The organism is Butyricimonas sp. Marseille-P3923, from assembly GCF_900184685.1.
Classification (GTDB): domain Bacteria; phylum Bacteroidota; class Bacteroidia; order Bacteroidales; family Marinifilaceae; genus Butyricimonas; species Butyricimonas muris.
Map to the genome: position 1 here is coordinate 1,817,094 of NZ_FXXL01000007.1, position 23,602 is coordinate 1,840,695.

At 39.3% G+C, this 23,602-nt stretch carries 20 protein-coding genes; 1 reads left to right on the forward strand and 19 read right to left on the reverse strand.

The window, feature by feature from the left end:
* Window positions 1-4: 4 nt before the first annotated feature.
* Complete coding sequence (locus CS948_RS18930; protein ID WP_099293675.1) at window positions 5-568, reverse strand: nitroreductase family protein; 564 nt, start codon at window positions 566-568, stop codon at window positions 5-7.
* Between the two features lie 64 nt (window positions 569-632).
* On the opposite strand from CS948_RS18930, the gene CS948_RS18935 reads away from it, so the two are divergent.
* A complete protein-coding gene (locus tag CS948_RS18935) occupies window positions 633-3,464 on the forward strand; it encodes a PD-(D/E)XK nuclease family protein (protein ID WP_099293677.1) in 2,832 nt (943 codons plus the stop codon).
* 236 nt (window positions 3,465-3,700) lie between these two features.
* On the opposite strand, the gene CS948_RS18940 is transcribed toward CS948_RS18935, so the two are convergent.
* The 18 genes from CS948_RS18940 to CS948_RS19025 all read right to left on the reverse strand — a co-directional run bounded on the left by CS948_RS18940 (window position 3,701) and on the right by CS948_RS19025 (window position 23,551).
* The gene (locus CS948_RS18940) at window positions 3,701-4,156 is read right to left on the reverse strand and encodes a shikimate kinase (RefSeq protein WP_227215911.1); all 456 of its coding nucleotides are present in this window, start codon (window positions 4,154-4,156) and stop codon (window positions 3,701-3,703) included.
* 9 nt (window positions 4,157-4,165) lie between these two features.
* On the reverse strand, window positions 4,166-6,805 hold the full coding sequence (locus CS948_RS18945; RefSeq protein ID WP_099293679.1) for a DNA gyrase/topoisomerase IV subunit A: 2,640 nt from the start codon (window positions 6,803-6,805) through the stop codon (window positions 4,166-4,168).
* An 83-nt stretch (window positions 6,806-6,888) separates the two neighbouring features.
* The gene (locus CS948_RS18950; RefSeq protein WP_099293681.1) at window positions 6,889-8,721 is read right to left on the reverse strand and encodes a DNA topoisomerase IV subunit B; all 1,833 of its coding nucleotides are present in this window, start codon (window positions 8,719-8,721) and stop codon (window positions 6,889-6,891) included.
* Between the two features lie 85 nt (window positions 8,722-8,806).
* Complete coding sequence (locus tag CS948_RS18955) at window positions 8,807-9,550, reverse strand: biotin--[acetyl-CoA-carboxylase] ligase (RefSeq protein WP_099293683.1); 744 nt, start codon at window positions 9,548-9,550, stop codon at window positions 8,807-8,809.
* A 28-nt stretch (window positions 9,551-9,578) separates the two neighbouring features.
* The gene (locus tag CS948_RS18960; protein WP_099293685.1) at window positions 9,579-10,703 is read right to left on the reverse strand and encodes an ATP-binding protein; all 1,125 of its coding nucleotides are present in this window, start codon (window positions 10,701-10,703) and stop codon (window positions 9,579-9,581) included.
* Between the two features lie 487 nt (window positions 10,704-11,190).
* Window positions 11,191-12,144, reverse strand: a complete 954-nt coding sequence (locus CS948_RS18965) for a glycosyltransferase family 4 protein (RefSeq protein WP_099293686.1) — start codon at window positions 12,142-12,144, stop codon at window positions 11,191-11,193.
* 41 nt (window positions 12,145-12,185) lie between these two features.
* Window positions 12,186-13,145 (reverse strand): NAD-dependent epimerase/dehydratase family protein, encoded by a 960-nt coding sequence (locus CS948_RS18970; RefSeq protein ID WP_099293688.1) that lies wholly within the window; start codon window positions 13,143-13,145, stop codon window positions 12,186-12,188.
* A 9-nt stretch (window positions 13,146-13,154) separates the two neighbouring features.
* Window positions 13,155-14,213 (reverse strand): DUF1972 domain-containing protein, encoded by a 1,059-nt coding sequence (locus tag CS948_RS18975; RefSeq protein WP_099293689.1) that lies wholly within the window; start codon window positions 14,211-14,213, stop codon window positions 13,155-13,157.
* Between the two features lie 4 nt (window positions 14,214-14,217).
* Window positions 14,218-15,120 (reverse strand): NAD(P)-dependent oxidoreductase, encoded by a 903-nt coding sequence (locus CS948_RS18980; RefSeq protein ID WP_099293691.1) that lies wholly within the window; start codon window positions 15,118-15,120, stop codon window positions 14,218-14,220.
* A gap of 20 nt (window positions 15,121-15,140) precedes the next feature.
* Window positions 15,141-15,839 carry a DapH/DapD/GlmU-related protein gene (locus CS948_RS21920; RefSeq protein WP_099293693.1) on the reverse strand — a complete coding sequence of 233 codons (699 nt, stop codon included), beginning with the start codon at window positions 15,837-15,839 and terminating at the stop codon, window positions 15,141-15,143.
* Window positions 15,820-17,049, reverse strand: coding sequence for a glycosyltransferase (locus CS948_RS18990; RefSeq protein ID WP_099293695.1), 1,230 nt, complete (start codon window positions 17,047-17,049; stop codon window positions 15,820-15,822). Before CS948_RS18990 ends, CS948_RS21920 begins: the two co-directional genes overlap by 20 nt.
* A gap of 16 nt (window positions 17,050-17,065) precedes the next feature.
* Window positions 17,066-18,127, reverse strand: coding sequence for an EpsG family protein (locus CS948_RS18995; RefSeq protein ID WP_099293696.1), 1,062 nt, complete (start codon window positions 18,125-18,127; stop codon window positions 17,066-17,068).
* Between the two features lie 11 nt (window positions 18,128-18,138).
* Entirely contained in the window at window positions 18,139-19,032 is an 894-nt protein-coding gene (locus tag CS948_RS19000; RefSeq protein ID WP_176555132.1) for a glycosyltransferase, read from the reverse strand.
* Window positions 19,022-19,975 (reverse strand): NAD(P)-dependent oxidoreductase, encoded by a 954-nt coding sequence (locus tag CS948_RS19005; protein ID WP_099293699.1) that lies wholly within the window; start codon window positions 19,973-19,975, stop codon window positions 19,022-19,024. The genes CS948_RS19000 and CS948_RS19005 overlap by 11 nt, the downstream gene beginning before the upstream one ends.
* The gene (locus tag CS948_RS19010) at window positions 19,969-20,415 is read right to left on the reverse strand and encodes a dTDP-4-dehydrorhamnose 3,5-epimerase family protein (protein ID WP_099293700.1); all 447 of its coding nucleotides are present in this window, start codon (window positions 20,413-20,415) and stop codon (window positions 19,969-19,971) included. Before CS948_RS19010 ends, CS948_RS19005 begins: the two co-directional genes overlap by 7 nt.
* Window positions 20,403-21,527, reverse strand: a complete 1,125-nt coding sequence (gene rfbG, locus CS948_RS19015) for a CDP-glucose 4,6-dehydratase (protein WP_255302079.1) — start codon at window positions 21,525-21,527, stop codon at window positions 20,403-20,405. Before rfbG ends, CS948_RS19010 begins: the two co-directional genes overlap by 13 nt.
* The gene (rfbF, locus tag CS948_RS19020; protein ID WP_099293702.1) at window positions 21,512-22,300 is read right to left on the reverse strand and encodes a glucose-1-phosphate cytidylyltransferase; all 789 of its coding nucleotides are present in this window, start codon (window positions 22,298-22,300) and stop codon (window positions 21,512-21,514) included. The genes rfbG and rfbF overlap by 16 nt, the downstream gene beginning before the upstream one ends.
* 12 nt (window positions 22,301-22,312) lie before the next feature.
* The gene (locus CS948_RS19025) at window positions 22,313-23,551 is read right to left on the reverse strand and encodes a glycosyltransferase (RefSeq protein ID WP_099293704.1); all 1,239 of its coding nucleotides are present in this window, start codon (window positions 23,549-23,551) and stop codon (window positions 22,313-22,315) included.
* Window positions 23,552-23,602: the final 51 nt, after the last annotated feature.

Genomic DNA, 23,602 nt, shown 5'->3' on the forward strand with positions numbered 1-23,602 from the left:
AATCTTAAATCACTAAATCATCTATTCCTCTTTTGGGTACATGATGCGTCCCGTTCGCCTCCCGCCAATACTTGAAATCCCCGTCTTTCATCGGTTCGATCACCACCGTTTCCTTCGGCTTGCCGAGGGCTATCACGTACATGATCTTCAAATGTTCGGGCAATTGTAATATCTCCCGCAAAGCCTCGTTCTTGAATGCCTTGATAATACACCCGCCATACCCTTCTTCCACTGCTCCCAGCAAAATGGTCTGCGCTTGAATCCCGTCGTCACACAGGCAATTCTCCACGATAGAGGTATCCAACAACTGGATCAGATAAGCCGATGGACGCTCGCCTTCCTCCGGACCGTCCCAATCCTTCAAATATCCCGCCCAAGCTAACGTATGAAACACTCTTCCACACATCGCCGCATCTGAAACCGGCTTATATTTCAACGCTTGCGCATTCCTCCCTGAAGCACAATAACGAGTCAGTTTCACGAATTCGATCAATTCCTCCCGGGAAATCCAAACATCTTGGTAAAACCGACGATAACTCCTGTTTTTCAATAGCAATTCTTTCAACATAAATCCGAACAGATTTTGATATATAAATTGTAAATTTGTTCCGAAACAAAAATAACAATAAAATATGAATTCGTTTCTCCAATTGCTGGCAAAAGATCTGATTCAAAAATACGGGCATGAATTTGACAACCTGACCATTCTGTTCCCGAACAAACGGGCAGGACTCTTTCTTGCCGAAGAATTGGCGCATCTGATCACGAAACCCGTGTGGATGCCCGAAATCCTCACGCTTGGAGAATTTATCGAACGAAAAACCGGACTGAAAAAAGCGGAAGAATTACCCCTTATTATAAAACTCTACAAAACGTACCAAGAATATTCCGGCACCACGGAACGATTCGACGATTTCTATTTCTGGGGAAACATGTTACTGGGGGATTTCGACGATATCGACAAATACCTCGTGGACGCCAAAGACCTGTTCTCCAACATCACGGCATTAAAAGAAATCGAGAACGCATTCCCTTACCTCACTCCCGAACAAATAGAATTTATCCAGAGCTTCTGGCGTAGTTTCAATGGCGAAAAATACAGCCGGGAACAACAGGAATTTCTTAACGTATGGGATAAATTATATCCCACCTACAAAAATTTCAAGGCAAAACTAACCGGGGAAAACCTTTGTTACGAGGGTATGGGGCAGCGACTGTTCTGCGAACGATTATCCCACTACCACACGGACAAACAACTCATTTTCGCCGGGTTCAATGCCTTGAACCAGTGTGAAAAAAGAATATTCTCCCACTTCCGGGACAGCGGGCAAGCATCTTTTTACTGGGATTATGACCTCTATTACTCGGCAAACGAAAATCACGAGGCGGGACACTATATCCGGGAAAACATGAAACTGTTTCCCAACGCCTTGGGACTGGAACATTTCAACAACTTTCGCTACAACAATAAAGAGGTAGAATACATCTCCGTTCCCTCCACCATCGGACAAGCCAAACTACTTCCCGTGCTCGTGGAGCAACTCCATCCCCAACCGCGAAAGACATATACCGACACGGCTATCGTCCTTTGCGACGAAACGCTGCTCACCCCCGTGATTCATTCAATCCCTCACTCGATTGACAAAATCAATATTACCATGGGGTATCCGGCACAAAACACCTCCGTGGCAGCACTAATCGGCATGCTGGGCGACCTAAAACGTTACGCCAAGCAAGTGGACGGCGCCACGCACTATTACTACAAACCGGTCATCGCCCTCCTCAACCATAAACTGATTAAAAGCAGTTGCCCGAATGACATCCCGGAAATCACGAACTACATCAACACGAACAACATCGTGTACGTGGCAGAAAAAAGCCTCCAATTCAGCGACATCACCCGCACCATCTTTTCTTCCTCCACGGAAAGCCTGCCGGACTACCTTCTGAATATCTTGAAAAAAATGATTGCCGCCTTCCGACCGGAAGAACAGGAAGGACTGGCTATCGAGAAAGAATTTCTTTTCACGGTCTTCACCGCCATACAGGGGATACAAAACACGTTCCGGGAAGAAAACATCGTCCCGGAAGACAAATTCTATCTACAGGTCATCAACAAAATCCTGCAAGGAATATCCATTCCTTTCTCCGGCGAACCGCTGGAAGGCATGCAAATCATGGGGCTCATGGAAACCCGTATGCTGGATTTCAAAAACTTGATTATCCTCTCTGCCAACGAAGGCGTCCTCCCGAAAAGCGGACACGCCTCGTCCTTTATCCCGTATAACTTGCGTCTGGGATTCGGGCTCCCTACACCGGAACACATGGATGTCCTGTTCGCATATTATTTCTATCGTTTACTGCAACGGGCAGAACACGTGAAAATCCTTTACACGGATGTTACCAAGGGAATGACCAGCGGGGAAATGAGCCGTTTTCTTTACCAGATGAAATACGAATCGGGCTTACCCATCCGGGAAACCCATTTCCAAAATAATATTTCCGTGCAGGACAATCCTGTTATTTCCATCTCGAAAAACAAGGCCATTCTGGAAAAATTGCATCGCTACACGCTTCCCGACGAACGAGGAATCTCCCCGTCGGCACTGAACACTTACATGGAATGTCATCTGAAATTCTATTTTAAATATATAGCCGGGATTAAAGAGAAAGAAGAGATAGCCGAGGAACTCGACCAACGGCTGCTAGGTACCATATTCCACCAGAGCACCCAATCCCTCTACCAAACCTTCCCGAATGGCGAAATCACGGAAGAGGGGCTCGACTCCTTGATGCAAAATGACACACTGATAGAGGAACATATTCGCCAGTCCTACCTGCAACTATACGACTCCACGGTATCGCGCATGCTCGAAAGCGGTGCGAACGAACTTGTACTTTCCGTCGTGAAAAAGTACGTGAAAAAAGTCCTTGAATACGATAAAACCCTATGCCCCTTCCAGCTGATTTCCATGGAGAGGAAATACCGGATGTCACTCGAGATTAACACGCTCGAGCACCCGCTTGTCATTCACGTGGAAGGAGATATCGACCGGGTAGACCGGACAGACCGGGGAACACGAGTCATCGACTATAAAACCGGGGCAGACAAGACCGAATTCAAAGACCTCCCTTCTATCTTTGACTCCAACAACAGGCAACGCAACAAAGCAGCTTTCCAAACCCTGTTGTATTGCATGATGTACGAGCACGAGAATCCCGGTACAGACCCTATTTTACCCGGTATATACAGCACCAAACTACTGTTTACCCCGAACTATACCTACTCGCTGAAATGCAACAAGGAACCCATTCACCGTTTCAAACCTTACGAACCGGAATTTCAAGCCCTGCTAACCGAGTTGCTCGAGCAATTATTCTCCCCCGACGTCCCGTTCACCCAAACGGAACTCCCGGAAAAATGCCGCCATTGCTCTTATAACGAGATATGTAAACGGGGATAGCATCGCCCTCCCCACCAAAGAGACATTCCTACCGAAGTCCCAACACAATCCTACCCAAGAACTACCCAAATCATCCCCTACATAGCTTGCACCCGTGCTTTTTCCACGACCTTTCTACTATGGAGAATATAGAATATCCACAAATTCATCGCAGCATCAACGAAGCTAGGGTATGATTACGGTATTACTTGGGTAGTTCTTCGGTAGGCTCTCAGTAGGTTTACCCGGGAAAAACTTTACAATCTCTCTTTCGCCATCAAATAAAAAGGAAGCCGGGAGTCGAGATGCTTTTTCACGTGACTCTCCAACTCTTCATCGGAAAGTCCCGCCAACAGGGGACGTGTTGCCCGCTGCTCTCGCAAACGCCCGATAATCACAGGCAAAGACGTATCTAAAAATAACGTGTGTCCCGCCGCATTCATGCGCTCCATGTTATCAAAAAAACACACCGTTCCCCCTCCCGTTGCCAGCACGAAATCATCCCCCCGGGCACAAAACTCTCGCAAGACATCCCGTTCCAACTCGCGAAAATACCCCTCTCCCTTACGAGCAAAAATATCCGGTATACAGCATCCGGCTCTTTCCTCCACGAGGGAGTCCAAATCCCGGAAAGGGATTCCCTTTTCTTCGGCCAATTCCCTCCCGAACGTGGTCTTGCCACTCGCCATATACCCGACAATGAAGAATTTCATAACCGTCAATTACTCGAAGTCCAGCTTCATTTGCGACTCGTCACTCAACATATCGGGATTCGTGATTTCGAAATCGACATCCGTGCCACCTTCTTCCGGCTTCTCCTCTTCCCCGCTATCTAAAGGTTCTATTTCCCGGATCTCCTTCACCTCGTAAGTTGTCAAACGCTTACCTCGTGCCTTATATGACTTTTCCGCGATAAACTCATCCGCAACAATCGCTTCCGCCGGACGATTCTCGTAACGACCGCCAAACACAATCTCGAACCGGGGACGTTTCTCCCCGCTCAAGCATACCAGATAGGAACCTTCACTCTCCCCGATAAACGAGGTAATTCTCACCATATCCTCAAACCGAAAACGCTTCAGGTAATAGTATTGCTGCTCGGCATCAAAGAACACTGCCGACCATACTTTCTCGGAATCAAATTTTTCAAATACAAGATATCCCTCCTCGTAGTGGTTGCTCAAATCATAATCGGAGGTATTATATGTACCGTTTTTATTCGCCACCAGTATCCGGTCATCTCCTTGGAATTCGCCGACATAGCGTCCCCGACCGTCCGTGTTCAAACGCAACACGTCCTCGTCCAGCCATATCTTGCGCCCTCCCAAGGTTGAAGCCCCTTTCTGTACCAGCGATATTTTGTGTATATCATTCTTGCTCAACAAATTTCCTTGAGAATCACGTCCCTTGATCGTCAACGTGGCAAAATCATACTCGGAAACCAGTTTCTTCATTCCCGGCTTAGGTTTCAGACATACCTTGATCACTTCCGCCTCCCCGTTCGGGTTAGCGCTGAAATACAGTACGCGGGAACCTGCCGCCCCTTTGGTCAGATTATACTGCTTGTCGCGGGTAATCCCCGTCACGCAAAATCGCTTTACGTACGACTGCCCGTATTTCCCATCCCGGTAAGCCACGTTATATATCGTGCGCTTGTCGTTCTTCTTGAAAACATTCACGTGCAACACGTCCTTACCCACGAACAGCTTATCCGCCACCTTCGTCACGTAATAGGTACCGTCTTTACGGAAAATAATCACATCGTCAATATCCGAACATTCGCAGATAAACTCGTCTTTCTTCAACGCTGTACCGACAAATCCCTCTTCCCGGTTGATATACAACTTCTCGTTTGCCACTACCACTTTCGTTGCCTCTATATTCTCGAAATTACGAATCTCCGTGAGGCGCTCCCGTCCCTTGCCGTATTTCGCCTTGATTCGCTTGTAATACTCGATCGAGTAAGGAATAATATGCTCTATATCGTGTTTCACCCGGGCAATCTCATCTTCCAATCCCTTGATATAATTCTCAGCCTGCTCGGAATTGAATTTCAAGATACGCTTCATCTTGATTTCCAGCAACTGCTTGATATCATCATCCGTCACGGGACGAATCAGATGCGCTATAAACGGCTCCAAACGCTTGCGTACATGCACGACAACTTCCTCTACCGATCCGCTCTCCTCGAATTCCTTGTCTTTATATATTCGCTCCTCGATAAAAATCTTCTCCAAGGAAGAATATTGCCAATCGGTTTCCAACTCTCCCAACTTGATCTTCAACTCCAACAACAACAGGGCAACCGTATCGTCCACCGATTTCCGTAAAATGTCGGACACGGGCATAAAGACAGGCTTGTCGTTCTCTATCACGCACGAGTTCGGTGATATGGAAAGCTCGCAATCCGTGCAGGCGTACAAAGCATCTATCGTCTTGTCCGACGACACGCCCGCCGCCAGATGTACCAGAATCTCCACGTTTGCCGCCGTGTTATCGTCAATCTTCTTGATTTTGATTTTTCCCTTCTCGTTCGCCTTCAGTATTGAATCAATCAATGCCGTGGTTGTACGCCCGAAAGGGATCTCTGTAATACGCAATAACTTATTTCCCGCGTCTTTCTCGATACGGGCACGAATCTTCACGCTTCCACCCCGCAGACCGTCATTATACTTCGACACGTCAACCATACCTCCCGTCGGGAAATCCGGGTACAACACGAACTCCTCCCCGCGCAGGTAAGCCACGCAAGCATCTATCAACTCGTTGAAATTATGCGGCAAAATCTTGGAGGCCAACCCCACGGCGATACCTTCCACTCCCTGCGCCAACAGCAACGGGAACTTGATCGGCAACGTGACCGGTTCTCTCTTGCGACCGTCATACGACAATTTCCAATTCGTGGTCTTCGGGTTAAAAGCCACTTCCAACGCGAATTTCGACAAACGAGCCTCGATATAACGTCCCGCGGCGGCATCGTCCCCGGTGAGAATATTTCCCCAGTTTCCCTGACAGTCCACCAACAGATTCTTCTGTCCCAACTGCACCAAAGCATCCTTGATAGAAGCATCCCCGTGCGGGTGATACGACATCGTGCTCCCCACGATATTCGCCACCTTATTATAACGCCCGTCGTCCATCTCCCGCATGGCATGCAATATACGACGCTGCACGGGCTTCAACCCGTCGTTCACGTAAGGCACGGCACGTTCCAGAATCACGTAGGAAGCATAATCCAGAAACCACCTCTCGAACATGCCAGACAAATGCTTTATCGACCGCACCCGCCCGTTCTCCTCGTGATGTTCCGGTTCTTGAGGCACCACATCCTCTACTTCCTCGTTATTTATCTCTTCGCTCATACAAATTGAAAATTGAAAATTGAAAATTGAAAATGAATCACATCATCCCAATTCCTAAATCTAAAATTTAAAATCTAAAATTATTAAATTTCATCCTTCTCCACGTACAAGTTATCAATAATAAAATCTTGTCGTTCATTCGTGTTTTTACCCATGTAATAAGACAAAATCGTCCCTATAGGGTCTTGCTTAGTCATGCGTACCGGTTCCAGACGAATATCTTTCCCGATAAACCCGCCGAACTCGTCTGGTGAAATCTCTCCCAAACCTTTAAAGCGCGTGATCTCCGGCTTCGGTCCGAGCTGTTTGATCGCTTTCTCCCGCTCCGCGTCCGAGTAACAATAACGAGTCTCTTTTTTGTTACGCACCCGAAATAATGGGGTCTGCAAAATATAAAGATGCCCGGAACGCACCACGTCCGGAAAAAACTGTAAAAAGAACGTCAACAACAGCAACCGGATATGCATACCGTCCACATCGGCATCCGTCGCGACAATGATATTATTATATCGTAACTCCTCTATTCCATTCTCGATATTCAAAGCCGCCTGCAAAAGATTGAACTCCTCGTTCTCGTACACGATTTTTTTAGTCAAACCAAACGAGTTTAACGGCTTCCCGCGCAAACTGAACACGGCTTGCGTGTTCACGTCCCGCGACTTCGTGATCGACCCGCTCGCGGAATCTCCCTCGGTGATAAATATCGACGATTCCGTCTTCCGCTCGTGGTTCGAATTAAAATGTACCCGACAATCCCTCAATTTCCGGTTGTGCAGGCTCACCTGTTTTGCCCGCTCCCGCGCGATCTTCTGTATACCGGACATCGCCTTGCGCTCCTTCTCGGTTTCCACGATCTTGCGCAGCAACAACTCCGCCGTATCCGGATTCCGATGCAAGTAGTTATCCAACTCCTTTGTCACGAAATCCATAATAAAATTACGTACAGAGGGTCCTTCCGGGGCAATATCTTTTGACCCCAGTTTAGTTTTCGTCTGTGACTCGAACATCGGTTCCTGTACCTTTATACTGATTGCCGCAATAATCGACGTGCGAATATCGGCTAAATCAAAATCTTTCTTGTAAAAATCACGAATGGTCTTCACCACGGCTTCCCGGAACGCGATCAGATGCGTACCGCCCTGCGTCGTGTGCTGACCGTTCACGAAAGAATAATATTCCTCCCCATACTGCCGCCCGTGCGTCATTGCCATCTCGATATCCGTCCCTTTCAAGTGAATAATGGGGTAAATCCCCTCACCACTCATGTTCTCGGACAACAAATCATAAAGTCCCCGTTTCGAATGAAACTTCTGACCGTTAAAAACAATCGTGAGCCCGGAATTCAAGAACACGTAATTCTTGAACATCGATTCCAGATAATCCGAAATGAAGTGATAATTCCCGAATAACTCCTTATCGGCAATAAAAGTCACCAACGTACCGTTCGGCTCATTCGTCGGTTCAATCTCCCGTTCCTCCACGATCAGCGCCTTGCTATAACACACTCGCTTCGTTTCCCCGTCCCGGAATGATTGTATAATAAAACTCTCGGAAAGCGCATTCACCGCTTTTATCCCGACACCATTCAACCCCACGGATTTCTTGAAAGCCTCGGAATCATACTTCGCCCCCGTGTTCATCTTCGACGACACGTCAATCAGCTTGCCGAGAGGTATCCCGCGCCCGAAGTCCCGTACCGAAACCGTACGTTCCTCCACCGTGATAATAATCTCGCTTCCCGCACCCATCGCGAACTCGTCGATACTATTATCCACTACCTCTTTAACCAGTATATATATTCCGTCGTCCATCGCTGCACCATCGCCCAACTTCCCTATATACATACCGGGACGCAAACGTATATGCTCCCTCCAGTCCAGCGTACGAATAGAATCTTCCGAATAATTCTCTACCATATGTCCTCCATGTTTTGCACAAAAATAATCAAAACTCCGCAATTTAAAATCTAAAATCTAAAATTTAAAATCATAAATCGTAAATCTAAAACAGATACGTGATTTCCTTAAACCCGTAAACCCGTTCCATCCCCCCCGTATCCTTCAAAACAAGCTGCCCGTATTCGTTTATCCCCGTGACAGACGCCTTGAATCTTCCGTTCTCGTCCTCCCAATCGAACACCCCCGAACGCCGATACATCACTTGCAGGAAATCCCGTTCCAAAGCCGCATAATCATACACCTGTCCGTACCGCTTCCCGATACACTCCAACAGCTCCTCCAACGCCCGTTCCACTGGAATCTCCTTACCAATAAGTTGAAATAAAGACACCGGATTCGGTGCATCCGACAGGAAGCCGGACTGGTTAATATTCACCCCGATTCCACACAACGAGCCCCCCACGTACGGTCCCATGATAACGTGTTCTATCAAAATACCCGATATTTTCTTATCCCCCACGTAAATATCATTCGGCCATTTCACGGTACATCCTTCCGTGTACCGGGAAATAAAATCGCAAGCCCCCAAGGCAATCACCATCGAAACGGCAAACTGCTCCACCGCCGACAACTCCTCCGGTCGCAATACCACTGTCATCGAAATATTTTTCCCCGGTTCACTCTCCCAATGGTTCCCGACTTGCCCCCGTCCCCGCGTCTGCCTGTGTGTCACCACCACCATTTTATCCTCCAACACATTCCATCCCAACTTCTCCGCCTGATTATTCGTCGAATCCAACTCCTCGTACTCCAATACCCGAAATCCACTTACTTGATATTCACGCATAATTTCACTTTACATTTAAATATAACAATCACCACTTCTGCCTTTCAAGCCAGATTTTAAGAATCGGATCTGCTATAAAATATCCCTCCTGACGAAACTCAACTAATTCTTTTTCTACCATCGACTTACGCAATCTACTTATATTTGAACTCGATCCTAGATTGTATTCCGAAAGAACGGTAGCTATTCCGAACTCCTTATGAATCCCAGCCAAAATAGCCCGAAGGAAATTCATTTGATAAGTCGTCAACAATTCGGTTTGTTGCGTGAAAAGAGGCGTATTCTCGTCCAACAACTCGTTCAAAGCCCGAGCTACCCCTTCCCGTGTTGCCACTTTTTCCGTCTCCAAAAGAGTAAGCCAAGCCAGCTGTTGCACATAGGACGAATGATTTTCTACAATTCGACAAATCTCAGCAGCCAACTCTTCTGATATCACCCTATCAACTTTTTTGAATTGTTTACATATATAAGGAACCCAAACCTCTGTCGGAATCAATTTTAGATTAATTATATCCCCGAACTTGTAAAAAGGCAAACTCCTCTTCTGGAACAATTCATCCATCAAATGTTTTCTACTTCCCAAAAGACAATAAGACACCCTCGAATTATGCTGCCACGCCAAACGCATTTTCTTCTGAACAATCACAGAATCGGGAAACTCTCCGATCTGTTGAAACTCATCGATACAAATCACAATCTGTATACCCTTTTTTTGAGCAATGCGCTCCGGCAACTGCAAAACTTCCTCTGCCGAATGTGTTTTTGACGTAATACCTAAAGAAACAGAATAATCCGAATCCGGTCCCACGCTAAACGCGAATTTCGGTGTTAATCTTGAAATAAACTCGTAAGCAATATCTTTCCACTCGTCAAAACGAGATGAAGTCTGTTTCAAAACAGCCTCGGCAAACATATTATAAAAGTCATATTCGCTCCGGCAAGGAAATATATCAACATAAATCACGCGCAATTTATCCGATTCCACTATCGCTTTCACTTTCTTTATCAAAGATGTTTTTCCCCAACGCCTCGGGGAAGAGAGGATCGTGTTTATCCCATTCTTAAAATTAGAGGAAAGACGGTGTATTTCTTTTTCTCTTCCGATGAAATTCTCCCCGCTTACCGCAACTCCAAATATGAATTCTTTTGCCATAATTACTCTATTAATAGCTATATTTACAACAAAGATAGAATTTTTCCCAAACTTACACAAGTTTGTGTAACACAAACTTGTGTAAGTTCATTTTTCGTTTGAAATCACATATACTCCCGGCTAAATTATCCCGAACGAGAAAGCAATATCCTTGGGAAAACCAATGGTATTCCCAAGGATACACTACCCTTCTGCCGTAGCCCTGCCAAAGCTTCTACAGAGCACAAATATGCCGGGATAGGGTTGCTATATTTGAGCAACGAAGAGGCTATGGAGGAGAGATATTATCCCCCTAGCAACAGGATAGAAATACGGATGATTTAAGATATGAATCTACACGGGTAACTCAACAAATTTCTTATTGTTTTTTTTCTGCATTTCATTAAGACGTTTCGCTATTCCAATGTTGAGGACGTAATAAACAACAATGCCCCGGGCTTTCCCGAGGCATAACAAATTCCGTAATAGAAAATCCGTCTCTCTCTATTTATCCAATCTTTAAATGCAAATTAAAATACCTTCTCATAAACCACACATATCCCCCACCAAGTAATACCAAGCTTGCCACCAAACAGACATAATGCAACTCCGGCAGAGCCAAATACATCGCAACAATCCCCCCTTGTACCAACATATACAACGCGGAAACCACCACATGCGGCATTTTCAGTTCGTTTGCCATCAATTGGTATGCATGCTTCCGATGCGGCAATCCTATATTCTCGTGCAACATCAACCGATGCACGATCGTCAACACGCTATCTACCCCGTAGACTACCAAAAATATGATATAACTAAAATCACCCGTCGTCAGTATTAATTTCCCCAGCAAAAACAAAATAATAAAGGCGATACCGACAGAACCGACATCCCCGGCAAAGCATTTTGCCTTCTGCCGGAAATTAAAAAAATCAAACACAACCACGCCTATTATCATCGTGTAAATCATATCACTTTCAACAAACGAAACAACCCGTGTATTCACGTAAGCCAACCCACAAAGCACCACCAAACTATATCCTCCCGTGATTCCATTTATGCCGTCCATGAAATTATAAGCATTTATAATCCCCGTGCAAATCACCAAAGCAACAAGCAAATACCACCAAGGTAACTCCAGCATTCCCCACTGGTAAAACATTAACAACATCGCCAAGAAATGTATTCCTAATCTTAACCCGGAAGACACCGAACGCACGTCATCCACGAAACTCACCCCAGCAATCAATGTTAACCCCAACATAAACCACGGGTACATGAAACCATTCGCCGCGAAATAAACCAACGCTCCCAAGTAAAATACAATTCCCCCTCCCCGCAACGTGATCCTCGTGTGCGAACTTCTCTCGTTAGGACGATCAATAACATTAAACCTATCCGCCAACCGAAAATAAACTAATTCCAAGGCAAATAACATCACAACCACGAACAAATAACACATCTGAACTTCCAATCTGAAATCGTAAATCTAAAATCTAAAATCTAAAATTTAAAATCAATAAATGATTCTATCGTCTTTCTAAGCCCATCCACGGCTCTCACCGGCATCCGCTCTATCCCCAACGCCCTCTTAATCTTCTCGTTCGAAACCACGTAATTCTCGGTCAACTTTCTCAACCGCTCCAGATTCAACGGTAAATGCAACAAAGTACCCAATCCAGCACAATCTTTCACCAACTCTTTATTCATATGCCATATACGTGTCTTTTTCCGCATCACTTCACACATAACCCGAATTAATTCATTCGTGGATACCGTTTCATCATCCGCCATATGATAAATCCCGGAAGGCACATCCTTTCCAATCAGCCCGTTCACCACGTAACAAAGATTATCCACCGAGGTAAACGACCTCCTGTTCTCGAAATCCCCCAACGGCCACGGAATCCCTTTCTTCACCACGTTAAACAATAAATTTAAATTTCCCTTGTTCCCCGGCCCATGAATCATACAAGGCCGCAAAATATACACCTTCTTCCCTTGCATTCTCAATTCCTCATTTTTAACTTTCAATCGCTCCAAAATATAATTCTCCGCAGCAATCTTACTCTCCCCGTAAGGTCCTTTCGGTGTCGGAATCACCTCCTCAGTCAATTTATCCCCCACAACAAAATCCGCTGCCGCCTTTACCGAACTAAAGAAAATAAACTTCTTCGCCGAAGATTTCACGAAATAATCAAACACCTTCTGTGTTAATCCCGTGTTTATCGTAAAATACGTCTCCGCCAATGCTTCATTTTTCGTGTCATGCGCTTTCCCCGCCAAATGCACGATCGCATCAATCCCTTCCACCCCCTTCAATTCTTCCCACGAATACGTCCTCTCTACCCCTTCTTTCTTCGGGGCAACAATATCCAACCCATAAAGAACATGGCTCTCTTTTAGGGATAACACAAGATTAGAACCCACAAAACCGTGGATCCCTGTAATAAGAATATTCATTGAAATAGATTAAAATAATGCTTCGTAATCTGTAACAATTTTGTTCCAATCATATAACTGGCATATAGAATCTGAAGGAATGAAAGCTGTTAAATCTTTATTGGAATCTATTAAATTTTGAAGTTCGGAGAAAGAAGAAAAAAATAAAGCTTGTTCGTGTAACGTATAACGATTTTGAGGACAATCTATTGAAATTATAGGTCTCCGAGAAATAATCATTTCGACTAAAGAAGGAGCTGTACCACACAATGTATGTGTATGTATATATGCTTTACATTTCCTTCTCACCAAATCTAATTCTGCTTTATTATACAACCCATTAATTAAAATAATATTATTCTCATTTTTATATTTTTCGAATACTTCTATTCCATAAGTTGACTTTGAAAAATTAGAAATCAAAACTAATTGATGTTGACTTCCAACAAAACTTTCACATAACTCAGTTAAATTATTATCTCTCAAAGAACGAGAAATGGAAAGAAAATATTCCTTATCGAGAAATGGATATTTTTGAATCATTTCACCATTCACGGTTATACTTTGATCGATTTCACCTCCGTAAGGAATAACTTTTACATTAGCCTTAAAGGCAGATTTAGGAATAAATTTTTTGTAATGCTCATTATCCAATATCACATATTTTGAATACTTAAAAGCAAGTTTAAAGCACCATTTCAAATACATCTTTGCAAAATACCCAAACTTCGGCCTTTCCCATTCAATTCCCCCCACATTAGACACAATCACATTACGTTTCACTAAATTAAGTAATGGTATCAAAGGAATCCCCTGATCACCCAATAAAAGGAGTACATCAACTTTTCTAAAACAAGAAAGAATTGACCAAAAATCATAAAATAAACCTTGAAAACCAGAAGCCTTAAACACTAACCAACGCACCTCAACATTATCAGGTATTTTTATATTTTTTGCTGTATCTGCCGAATTGAAAATCAGATATTTTACATTATCTGATTTTCTTTCTGCAAGATTTCGAACTAACTGATCCCATCCTCCATAATTAGCATATAGACCATGAGATCCAATAATAGCAATCTTTGTCATTTCACTATTCCAAATATCCTTGATAATAATTATCTATGTATTCTTTTAAAGCAATTTTCCAATCACGCATTAGATTGGCATGTCTAATGTTAAGTTTTCTATTTAACAATCTCTCACAAGCAGGTCTTGCCGCAAAATAAGTTTCACGAAAATAATCACTAGTTACAATATTAATCTTTATCTTATCATCTAACCCTAAAATTTTAAGCAACTCTTCTGTTACTTCTAAACGACTTGTTTGCCCACCACAAACCATATTATACAATCCCCAATATTCATTTTCAATAAGATATCTCACATTTTTTGCAAAATCATGAGTGTAAGTTGGAGTTCCATCTTTATCATTAACAATAAACAATTCTTTCTTTCCTTCCTTTAATTGGTTCATTATTTTCTGGATAAATTTTTTATCCTTTTTTGGGCCAGCCCCCATCATCCACCCAGCACGACATATTAGAAAACGTTTAGCATTTTCACAAACATATCGTTCTCCCATATACTTTGATCGCGCATACACACCTAACGGGTTTGGAGTATCCCAATCATCATACAGTTCTTTGTTCCCATCAAATATTCCTGCTGTACAAATATAAAGAAGTGGAATGTCTAACTCATTTGCAATATATACGGCATTTTCTACAGACATCGTATTTGTTCGGTAAGTTTCATCTTCATTTTGTTCACAAAACTCTAAATCCGTATATGCTCCTAAATGAAATAAATAATCTGGTCTAAAATCTTTCACGTCCTTTCGATAAGCATCTAGATCCCTGAAATCTAAAAAACTCAACCATGCATCATTTACATCTTTGTCTGTACATTTAATAATATAATCATCTTTAAATTGGGCATAAAAAGCCTCTCCGAGCATGCCTCCGCAGCCGGCAATGTAAATTTTCTTTTTCATACTTTTGAATTATTTTATAACTATATTCTCATTTTTAAAACTTGTGCAGGCACACCACCAACGATAGAATAAGGAGGTACATCTCTATTGACAACAGCTCCTGCCGCAATAATTGAATTAGCACCGATAGTTACTCCATCTAAAATTGTTACTCGGGAGCCAATCCATACACCATCTCCAATTTTAACCCCAACACGAGTACATCCTTGCTGACAAATAAACTTATTACAATCTTCGCTATTATGATTTTCCGAAAAAATAGACACATAAGGTCCCATTATAACATAAGATCCGATCTCAACTTTCCCTCTAACTTGAATATAGGCATTTTGAGAAATTCCCACATTATTCCCAATCACGATCCCTTCACCCAGTTCTTGAAGTACTCCCGTACAATCAATCGTACTATTTTTGTGAATAGAAACACAATCACCGATAATAACACCATTTTTAGACAATGCATTAATTTCTACATTATCACCCAAAGTCAAGGAACGTCCTACATAAATTAAATGTCTATGTTTGATTTTACATCTCTTACCGACAAACAATATCCCAACAGAATGTTTAAGGAACAATTTATAATAACACCCCCTCAACATCTGTATAAAACGAGACATTAAAACATTTAAAATATCCCTCAAACATAAAGTTTCGTCAACAGAATAATTCTCTCGTCCTAATCCACGAATAACATGATTAACAACTCGTTTTATCATTTTTTATTTTATTATAAAAAGCGATTAGTTTTTTATAGTACTGATTTTCTCCAAAATTTTCATTACTAAAAGAAAATGCCTTTTCTTTCATTTGTTGATAGGCATGAATTGATAAAGATTTAGCCCTATCAATAGCCATTTCTAATGAAATTTCATCTTTAGAATGAAAAACAAAACCTGTCTCCTTATCATTTACGATTTCAGGAATCCCTCCAATATCACTTCCAATTACAGGTACTCCTTGTGCAAGAGATTCTAATATACTCATAGGATTATTTTCATACCATTCTGAAGGAACAATAACAAAAAAAGCATTACGAACTAACTCTTCAAGTTCATCTCCTGTTTTAAAACCCACAAATTCTATGTTATCCAAATTTCTCATTACACATTCCTCTTTCATTTCTTGTAACAAAGGACCTGTACCAACAATTTTCAAGAAGATATCTGTTCTTTTAGTAAAAACATTTAATAATGTTCCAAGACCTTTTTCTACAGACAAGCGCCCAAAATATAGAAAATAGTTCTTGCCATGTGAATCTACTTGCCTCCTTTGTTTAGCAGAGGTACTATTATAAAGAACGATAGAAGGGACATTACAAAATTTAGGATTATATTTAAAATGCATCTTTTTAGAAAACTCACTTACAAAAATAAATCCATCTATATGCTTCACTGGATTAAAAAACATATTTCGAAAATACATTTCCAAAGTCATAATAACACTCTCGCCAAAACGCCCTTTAGCACATCGATTAGATATACACTTATAGAACAATTTTCCTTTACAATCTTCGCATAATCCCTTACTATTAAAAAAAGCCGATGCTGGACATATCATTCTATAGTCATGTACCGTGTGAACTAGTGGAATATTGTACTTTCTTAATATACTAAAAATACTTCCCCCAATTCCTCCCCAAAAAAGATTAACATGAGCTATATCTGGTTGTTCTTTAATTATTAATCGTTCTAAACTAGATTTAGCTTGAGAATTATAAAAATAACGAATGATACCTTTCCATTTAGGCGAGTCATACATTGATGAAACAAAATAATCTTCTTGATCACAAGGAAGATTTTTATCATGTTTTAGACTAAAAAAAATCACCTCATGCCCATGCTCTCGTAATATTCGAGCCATGTTAAATAATACTGTTTGAGCCCCACCTAAAATATAATGATAATTATCAATAAATAAAATTTTCATATAAAAAACAATAAATTCAGAATTCCCTTAATAAATAAGGTCGTATATCACCGATATTCAATGTGAAATAAAAAAAATACCCTAAAGCATAGAGTAATACAATAATCAAATATATTTGTTTCCACAATTTCATTTGTATATCATTCATGACATTGGGTAATACTATTATTTGAGCGATATTAAAATAATACGACATTCGCACGATTACACCTCCCATCCCTCCAAATAGATTCATGAATAGAATTGAAAAAAGATACATTTTCATAAACATCGAAAATCGACCTTTACTAAAATATAATGCACAAAAAGCCATTATATTCAACAATAGGTTAGATAACAAACTACGACTTGCACTTTCATCAAACAAAGAAACATAAACAGCATATCCTGCATGCAATTCATCAAAATTAATAAGAGATAAATACTCATTCACTTTATACATAAAGAACATCCCAAAAATGAATGAACCTGCCAGATACATCAGCCAATAGATTTTTTTTTCGAAAACTTTTATCTTGTCCAAAAAAAAGAAAATGATACAAATCATCGCTGAACTATGTATAATCGAAGCAACTATCAATACTATCCAATATTTCTTTATATCATTATTTTTCAAGCAATAAAAAGCATATAGCATCAATGAAACAGCCATCATCTGTCTCATTATATTAAAAGAAATGGTGTACATCCCTAATAATATATACAATACTATCGACAGCATTATATTACTAGCACTTTTCTTTATTACATAAAAAACAGGTAAAAGAATACATATGTAACATGCAAATAAAAAGGCATCATACCCTAAAAAATATTCGAAAAATCTATTTATCCATAACCATCCAAATTGTAATCCACTAAAAGCACGTTCATTTTCTACTGCAAATACAGAAGATGAGTCACAAAAATTTCTATAATAAGTAAGGGTATCTGTCCCAACACTAAAATCTCGAATTCCCGCAATCAATAATAAAACAAAAAAATAACCGATAAAGACATACTCTATTAATATCTTATTTTGTTTTACGAAATAAGATAAAAATAATGGAATTACGACAAGACTACTATATAACAACATTCTTTATTGCATTATCGCTTTATATGCAAGCAACATAACATAATACCCAAAACAGCATTAAATTTTATCCTTATTCCAAGAGATTTACACAAGCAAGTAAAATACATTTTACTTGCTTGTCGATACCGACGAGCAACATGTAAAAAACGAGCTTCTTTAAAAATCAAATTATTTATAAGCTTTGAATAATTTATATCATCTATATAATTTTTATATTTACAATAAAGATTTCTTTCACGTTCTACATGACGTAATGAATGAGACAAAGTTTCATGAACCCAATAATATCCTAATACCTTATCAACACATTTGAAACGAGTAGTTACCAAAGCTACACGTAACCAATAATCAAAATCTTCAACTGCTATTAAATCCTTATCTTCTGACAGCTTTCCAACTTGATCTACAATTTTTTTTCTTACGACAACCGTTGAATTACAAATGCAATTACCTTTTATCAATAAGTCGGATAGAATATTTTCCCCTTTCACTTTACGAAAAGGGAACCTACGTAATCCATCACAATTTATTTCTTTCTTCTTTACTTCTACATTATGGTATATAAAATCATAATCATCCAAAAAAGGCAAACATGTTTCTAATTTATCCGATTTCCACCAATCATCAGCATCTAAAAAACATATCCATTCCCCTTTTGCTAACTCTATACCCTTATTCCTAGATATTGCAATAATTCCATTATTATGATTTTTAATAAAATGGATACGTTTATCTGCATACCTTTTCACAACTTCTTCGGTATTATCCGTAGAATAATTATCAACAATAATAATTTCCCAATTCTTATAACACTGTTCCAATACACTATCTATACAACGATCAATATAGTGGGCATAATTATATGAAGGAATAACTATCGAGAATAACGGTTTCTCATTCTCCATTATCATTTTGTTCTAAGAAATCAAACAAGTCCACAATCCCTTTTTCTAAACTCCAATTAGACTCATAACCTATCTTCTTTATTTGAGTGTTATCTATCACATATCTTGCTGATTCTATTTTTTTACTTTGATTAGACAATAAAATAGGAATTTTCTTACCATATCTTTGTGCATAAATTCTTTGAATAATTTCTGCAATTTCTAATATCGTTTTCGTTTCACCGGAACTAACGTGGAATATAAAATTTGAAGAATTAACGGATATTATTTTTTCAATAGCATTACACACATCCCAACCATGTATAAAATCCCGTAACGGAGTTCCATCTGATTGCAATACAATTTGTTTGTCCCGAAAAGCCATTCGACATAAGTCATTTACAACTAGCCACCAACAATTATTATCCATAAATATTGGAGCTCCATAACTATTTGACAATCGTACTATTTTACATTGAACAGAAGTTATTCGATTAAAATACTCACAAATTTGTTCTCCAAGTAAATGAGTCAAAGCATAATTATTAGAAACACATGGCTGTTCATTTTCCCAAACAACACCATTAGAGAGTTTTCCATACACTTGTATTGTTGAAAAATAAACAAATTTTTTCAATCCCTTTTTCGAAAAAACATCAAGCAAGGTCCATGTTGGAATGACATTCACAGAACTAACAAATGAAGGATTCCCCTCTGACTGATGGTGATCCAAGGATACAAGGTGAATAACAACATCATAACTAGCACATGATAATTTTTGGATTAATTTATCATCACGGATATCTCCAATCACTATATCATGCATTTTATCTTTCCATAATTTATCATCAGGAATATTTGGATAACACAAAGGGGTCACCTCATATCCCTTCTGTGCCAAATACAAACAAAGACGGGCTCCTATATATCCATTCCCACCTGTCACGAGAATTTTACTCACCATACATATGCTATTTCGTCCAAATTATCTTTCCGCTCTACTTCTGAAGGATCATGTTCCAAATTCGCAATATTCAACAACAAATTCATATCTTTACCTACTCCTGAAAATGCCACCCAAATACCAGCAGGAATAGTCAATCGACAATAATTGTCATGATCAAGAGTAATATCAAAAAAGTTCCCTTTTGTCGGACTTTGCTCCCGATCATCAAACAATACGAAGCGTATTGCCCCTATCGGAACGACAAAGTTTAATGTCATTCTCAAATGTTTCTTCCAAATTTTAATATCAGTATGATGAATTGTTGAAAAATACGCTTCACCAAAACCATAAAATCCTGCATCACTTTTTTTCATTCCATGAAACACATCCCCCTTAGGATGATATATTTGTTTTAATGGAGATACAATAACTCCTTCTATATTTCCTATTTTATCCATGAAATTTCTTTTTCCTGTGCCAATGAAATATAAGCATTGATCTGCGCCATCGTATAACTATACATATCAGTATTTCCTCTATAATATTGATAATACCAATCACTAGTAAACTCCAACAATGTTTGATAATCAAGTGTAGGACGCCATTTGAAAAAAAATAGTGCTTTATCACAATTCAATTTCAATAATCCAGCCTCATGAAATTTTATATTATCAGTTATTTTATAGGCATCTGACACATTTTCAAAATGCCACCGATTACTCATACATTCTAAGATATTTTGAACAGTATGGGTATACTCCGAAGCTGGTCCAAAATTGAAACTTTCACCATTCAATTCTTCTCGTTTATACAATTGTTCTCCTAACTGTAAGTAACCGCTTAAAGGTTCAAGTACATGTTGCCAAGGTCTCGTAGCTTGAGGACTTCGAATCTCAACACATTTTCCTTGACTCCATGCTCGGATGCTATCAGGAATTATTCGATCTAAAGCCCAGTCTCCCCCCCCAATTACATTACCAGCACGAGCAGTTGCTATACGTACACAAGATTCTTTTTTCTTGAAAAAAGAGTAATAATAAGATTTACAAATTAACTCAGCAGCACCTTTACTACCACTATAAATATCTTTCCCGCCTAAAGCATCTGTTTCTTTATATCCCCAGACCCATTCTACATTATCATAACATTTATCACTTGTAATTATTACCGCTATACATGGGTGCTTACTACAACGTAATGTTTCCAAAATATTAGTTGTTCCTAAAACATTAGAGGAAATTGTTTCTACTGGATTACTATAAGAAAAAGATACAATCGGTTGAGCTGCTAAATGAAACAAAAAATTTGGTTTTATTTCAGTATACAATTTTTTTATCTGTTCTAAATTTCGAATATCTTCCGTATAATGAGTAACTTTTTCCGTTAACTTCAGCACCTCAAACATCGAAGGTTTACTTGGGACATCTTTTGAAATACCATATACTTCGGCTCCCATTGCAATAAGCCAAGAAGACAACCACGCTCCTTTAAACCCTGTATTACCAGTTATAAGAACTTTCTTCCCCTTATAAATATTATCAAATAAATGATATTTTACCATTTCATCCATGGAGCTTTATGTTGATTATACAATTCATTTAAATATAAATATTCCCTTGATGTATCCATTGGCTGCCAAAAACCATCATGTTTAAATACTTTTAATTCTTCCATTTCTACCAATTTTTTCATTGGTGCCTGTTCAAGAACAAGGTTTTCCTCATCACTCAAGATATCTAAAAAATCACTATTGAATACGAAAAAACCGCCATTAATGTACCCACCACTTGCTTGAGGTTTTTCATTAAACCCAATGACAGACTCTCCATCATCAGCTATATTCAATTCTCCAAAACGTCCAGGAGGGTGTACCCCTGTTACTGTAACCATTTTCCCATGTGATTTATGATAAGCAAGCAACTTATCCAAATCAATATCCCCAACTCCATCCCCATATGTTAACATAAAACAAGAGTCTGTGCCAATATATTTTTTTATCTTCTTTACCCTAGCCCCGGTCATTGCATCAAGTCCCGTTTCCGCAAGAACTACATTCCAGTTAACATCATCTTTAAATGAAGATGATGTTTTTTTATCAACACTATTACCAAGATTCAATATTATATCAGAACGTCGTACATCATAATTCAAGAAAAAATCTTTTATTACTTCACTTTTATACCCAAGACAAAGTATAAACTCATTAAAATCAAAAGCAGAATAATATTTCATGATATGCCAAAGAATTGGCTTCCCTCCAATTGGAATCATTGGTTTGGGAATATTTTCTGCAACATCCCTAATTCGGGTACCATATCCCCCACACAAAATTACTGTTTTCATTATCGTCATTATTTATTTAATTGCTTTCTTATTTTCTAACACATTATTGAAAATTTCCACAAATTGCTTAGCTTGTTCTTTTCTAGAATATTTATTTATCATATCCGAGTTAACAATGAGTTCTACAGCCTTATTATTCTTCCATTTTTCATACCGATCAAATAAAAAATGATAAATATCTTCAACGGTATTAGTCGACAAGCCAACTTGCATTTCGTCCAATATTTTACGGACAGGTTCACTATAAGGAATACACAAAATATCACGTCCCATTGCTAAATATTCAAATAATTTTGTTGTTAGTATTCCTTTCGTTTTATTCGTAAAAAGAAGTACTAACAAAATATTACTTGCAGCTAAATATTCTGGAACTTGAGATGATCGAATCCAACTATTAATTTCGATAAAATCAGCAATATTATAACTATTTACTAACTCAATAATCGCCTTGGCACTCAAATCATCTGTAAAAAACTGAACTCTAAATTGGCCTTTATAAATTACATTATTTACAACTAACTTACTTATTGCTTGGAATAACATCCCTAACGGTTCCACGTCAACAAAGTCAAAATGACATATTGTTCCGGTATAAGTTACAGTAAAAATACCTGTTTCTTGTAATGGTCTATAATAAAATATTTCAGGATCAAAGCCATTATATATCAAAAAAGAATTTTTATTATATCTCTTTAGATATTCTTGATGCCAAGGAGAAACAGAAATAACAGCATCAATTTTCTTTAATATTCTATTTCTTCTATTTACCTCTATTATTTTTTCTACAAAATGATGAATTGATTTTTTATGAGCTTGTTTATATTGCTCATATATATCCCTAAAATCAGCAATTAATGGCAAATCATACTTTCGGGCCAACTTACATGCTGTTATTAATGGGAATAAAGTTGAAGTTGTACAAAAAATCACATCATATTTATGTTTATTTAGCATTTTTTCACCTTCTTTGTGTAATAAAAAATCTTTTTTATCCCATCCAAATAATACCCTTTTAAAATATCGAAATCCTTTCTCTAGAGTCGAAACTCGTAATCTATCCAATTGTATCGTACGAACAGGCAAATGCCCAACTAAATGATCAAAATCATATTTCCCTTTTTTGTATTCAGTTAAAACGTCCCCCTCCCAACCAAATTGTAACATATATTTAGCTAAATATCCAACACGGGGGGCAAATTCAGGAGGAAATGCATCTGCTAAAATTAATACTCTTCTATTTTTACTTAGCATCAACCTACATTTTAGATTATTGAACTAAAATCATTTTAAACATAACAAAAT

Coding starts and splice junctions, on each gene's coding strand:
- CS948_RS21920 (WP_099293693.1), bottom strand. CDS start 15,839: ATGATAAAACGAGTTGTTAATCATGTTATTCGTGGATTAGGACGAGAG.
- CS948_RS18995 (WP_099293696.1), bottom strand. CDS start 18,127: ATGTTGTTATATAGTAGTCTTGTCGTAATTCCATTATTTTTATCTTAT.
- CS948_RS18930 (WP_099293675.1), bottom strand. CDS start 568: ATGTTGAAAGAATTGCTATTGAAAAACAGGAGTTATCGTCGGTTTTAC.
- CS948_RS18950 (WP_099293681.1), bottom strand. CDS start 8,721: ATGGTAGAGAATTATTCGGAAGATTCTATTCGTACGCTGGACTGGAGG.
- CS948_RS18965 (WP_099293686.1), bottom strand. CDS start 12,144: ATGTGTTATTTGTTCGTGGTTGTGATGTTATTTGCCTTGGAATTAGTT.
- CS948_RS18940 (WP_227215911.1), bottom strand. CDS start 4,156: ATGAAATTCTTCATTGTCGGGTATATGGCGAGTGGCAAGACCACGTTC.
- CS948_RS18970 (WP_099293688.1), bottom strand. CDS start 13,145: ATGAATATTCTTATTACAGGGATCCACGGTTTTGTGGGTTCTAATCTT.
- CS948_RS18975 (WP_099293689.1), bottom strand. CDS start 14,213: ATGACAAAGATTGCTATTATTGGATCTCATGGTCTATATGCTAATTAT.
- CS948_RS18945 (WP_099293679.1), bottom strand. CDS start 6,805: ATGAGCGAAGAGATAAATAACGAGGAAGTAGAGGATGTGGTGCCTCAA.
- CS948_RS19010 (WP_099293700.1), bottom strand. CDS start 20,415: ATGGATAAAATAGGAAATATAGAAGGAGTTATTGTATCTCCATTAAAA.
- CS948_RS18990 (WP_099293695.1), bottom strand. CDS start 17,049: ATGAAAATTTTATTTATTGATAATTATCATTATATTTTAGGTGGGGCT.
- CS948_RS18955 (WP_099293683.1), bottom strand. CDS start 9,550: ATGCGTGAATATCAAGTAAGTGGATTTCGGGTATTGGAGTACGAGGAG.
- rfbF (WP_099293702.1), bottom strand. CDS start 22,300: ATGAAAACAGTAATTTTGTGTGGGGGATATGGTACCCGAATTAGGGAT.
- CS948_RS19005 (WP_099293699.1), bottom strand. CDS start 19,975: ATGGTGAGTAAAATTCTCGTGACAGGTGGGAATGGATATATAGGAGCC.
- CS948_RS19025 (WP_099293704.1), bottom strand. CDS start 23,551: ATGCTAAGTAAAAATAGAAGAGTATTAATTTTAGCAGATGCATTTCCT.
- rfbG (WP_255302079.1), bottom strand. CDS start 21,527: ATGGATGAAATGGTAAAATATCATTTATTTGATAATATTTATAAGGGG.
- CS948_RS18935 (WP_099293677.1), top strand. CDS start 633: ATGAATTCGTTTCTCCAATTGCTGGCAAAAGATCTGATTCAAAAATAC.
- CS948_RS18960 (WP_099293685.1), bottom strand. CDS start 10,703: ATGGCAAAAGAATTCATATTTGGAGTTGCGGTAAGCGGGGAGAATTTC.
- CS948_RS18980 (WP_099293691.1), bottom strand. CDS start 15,120: ATGAAAAAGAAAATTTACATTGCCGGCTGCGGAGGCATGCTCGGAGAG.
- CS948_RS19000 (WP_176555132.1), bottom strand. CDS start 19,032: ATGGAGAATGAGAAACCGTTATTCTCGATAGTTATTCCTTCATATAAT.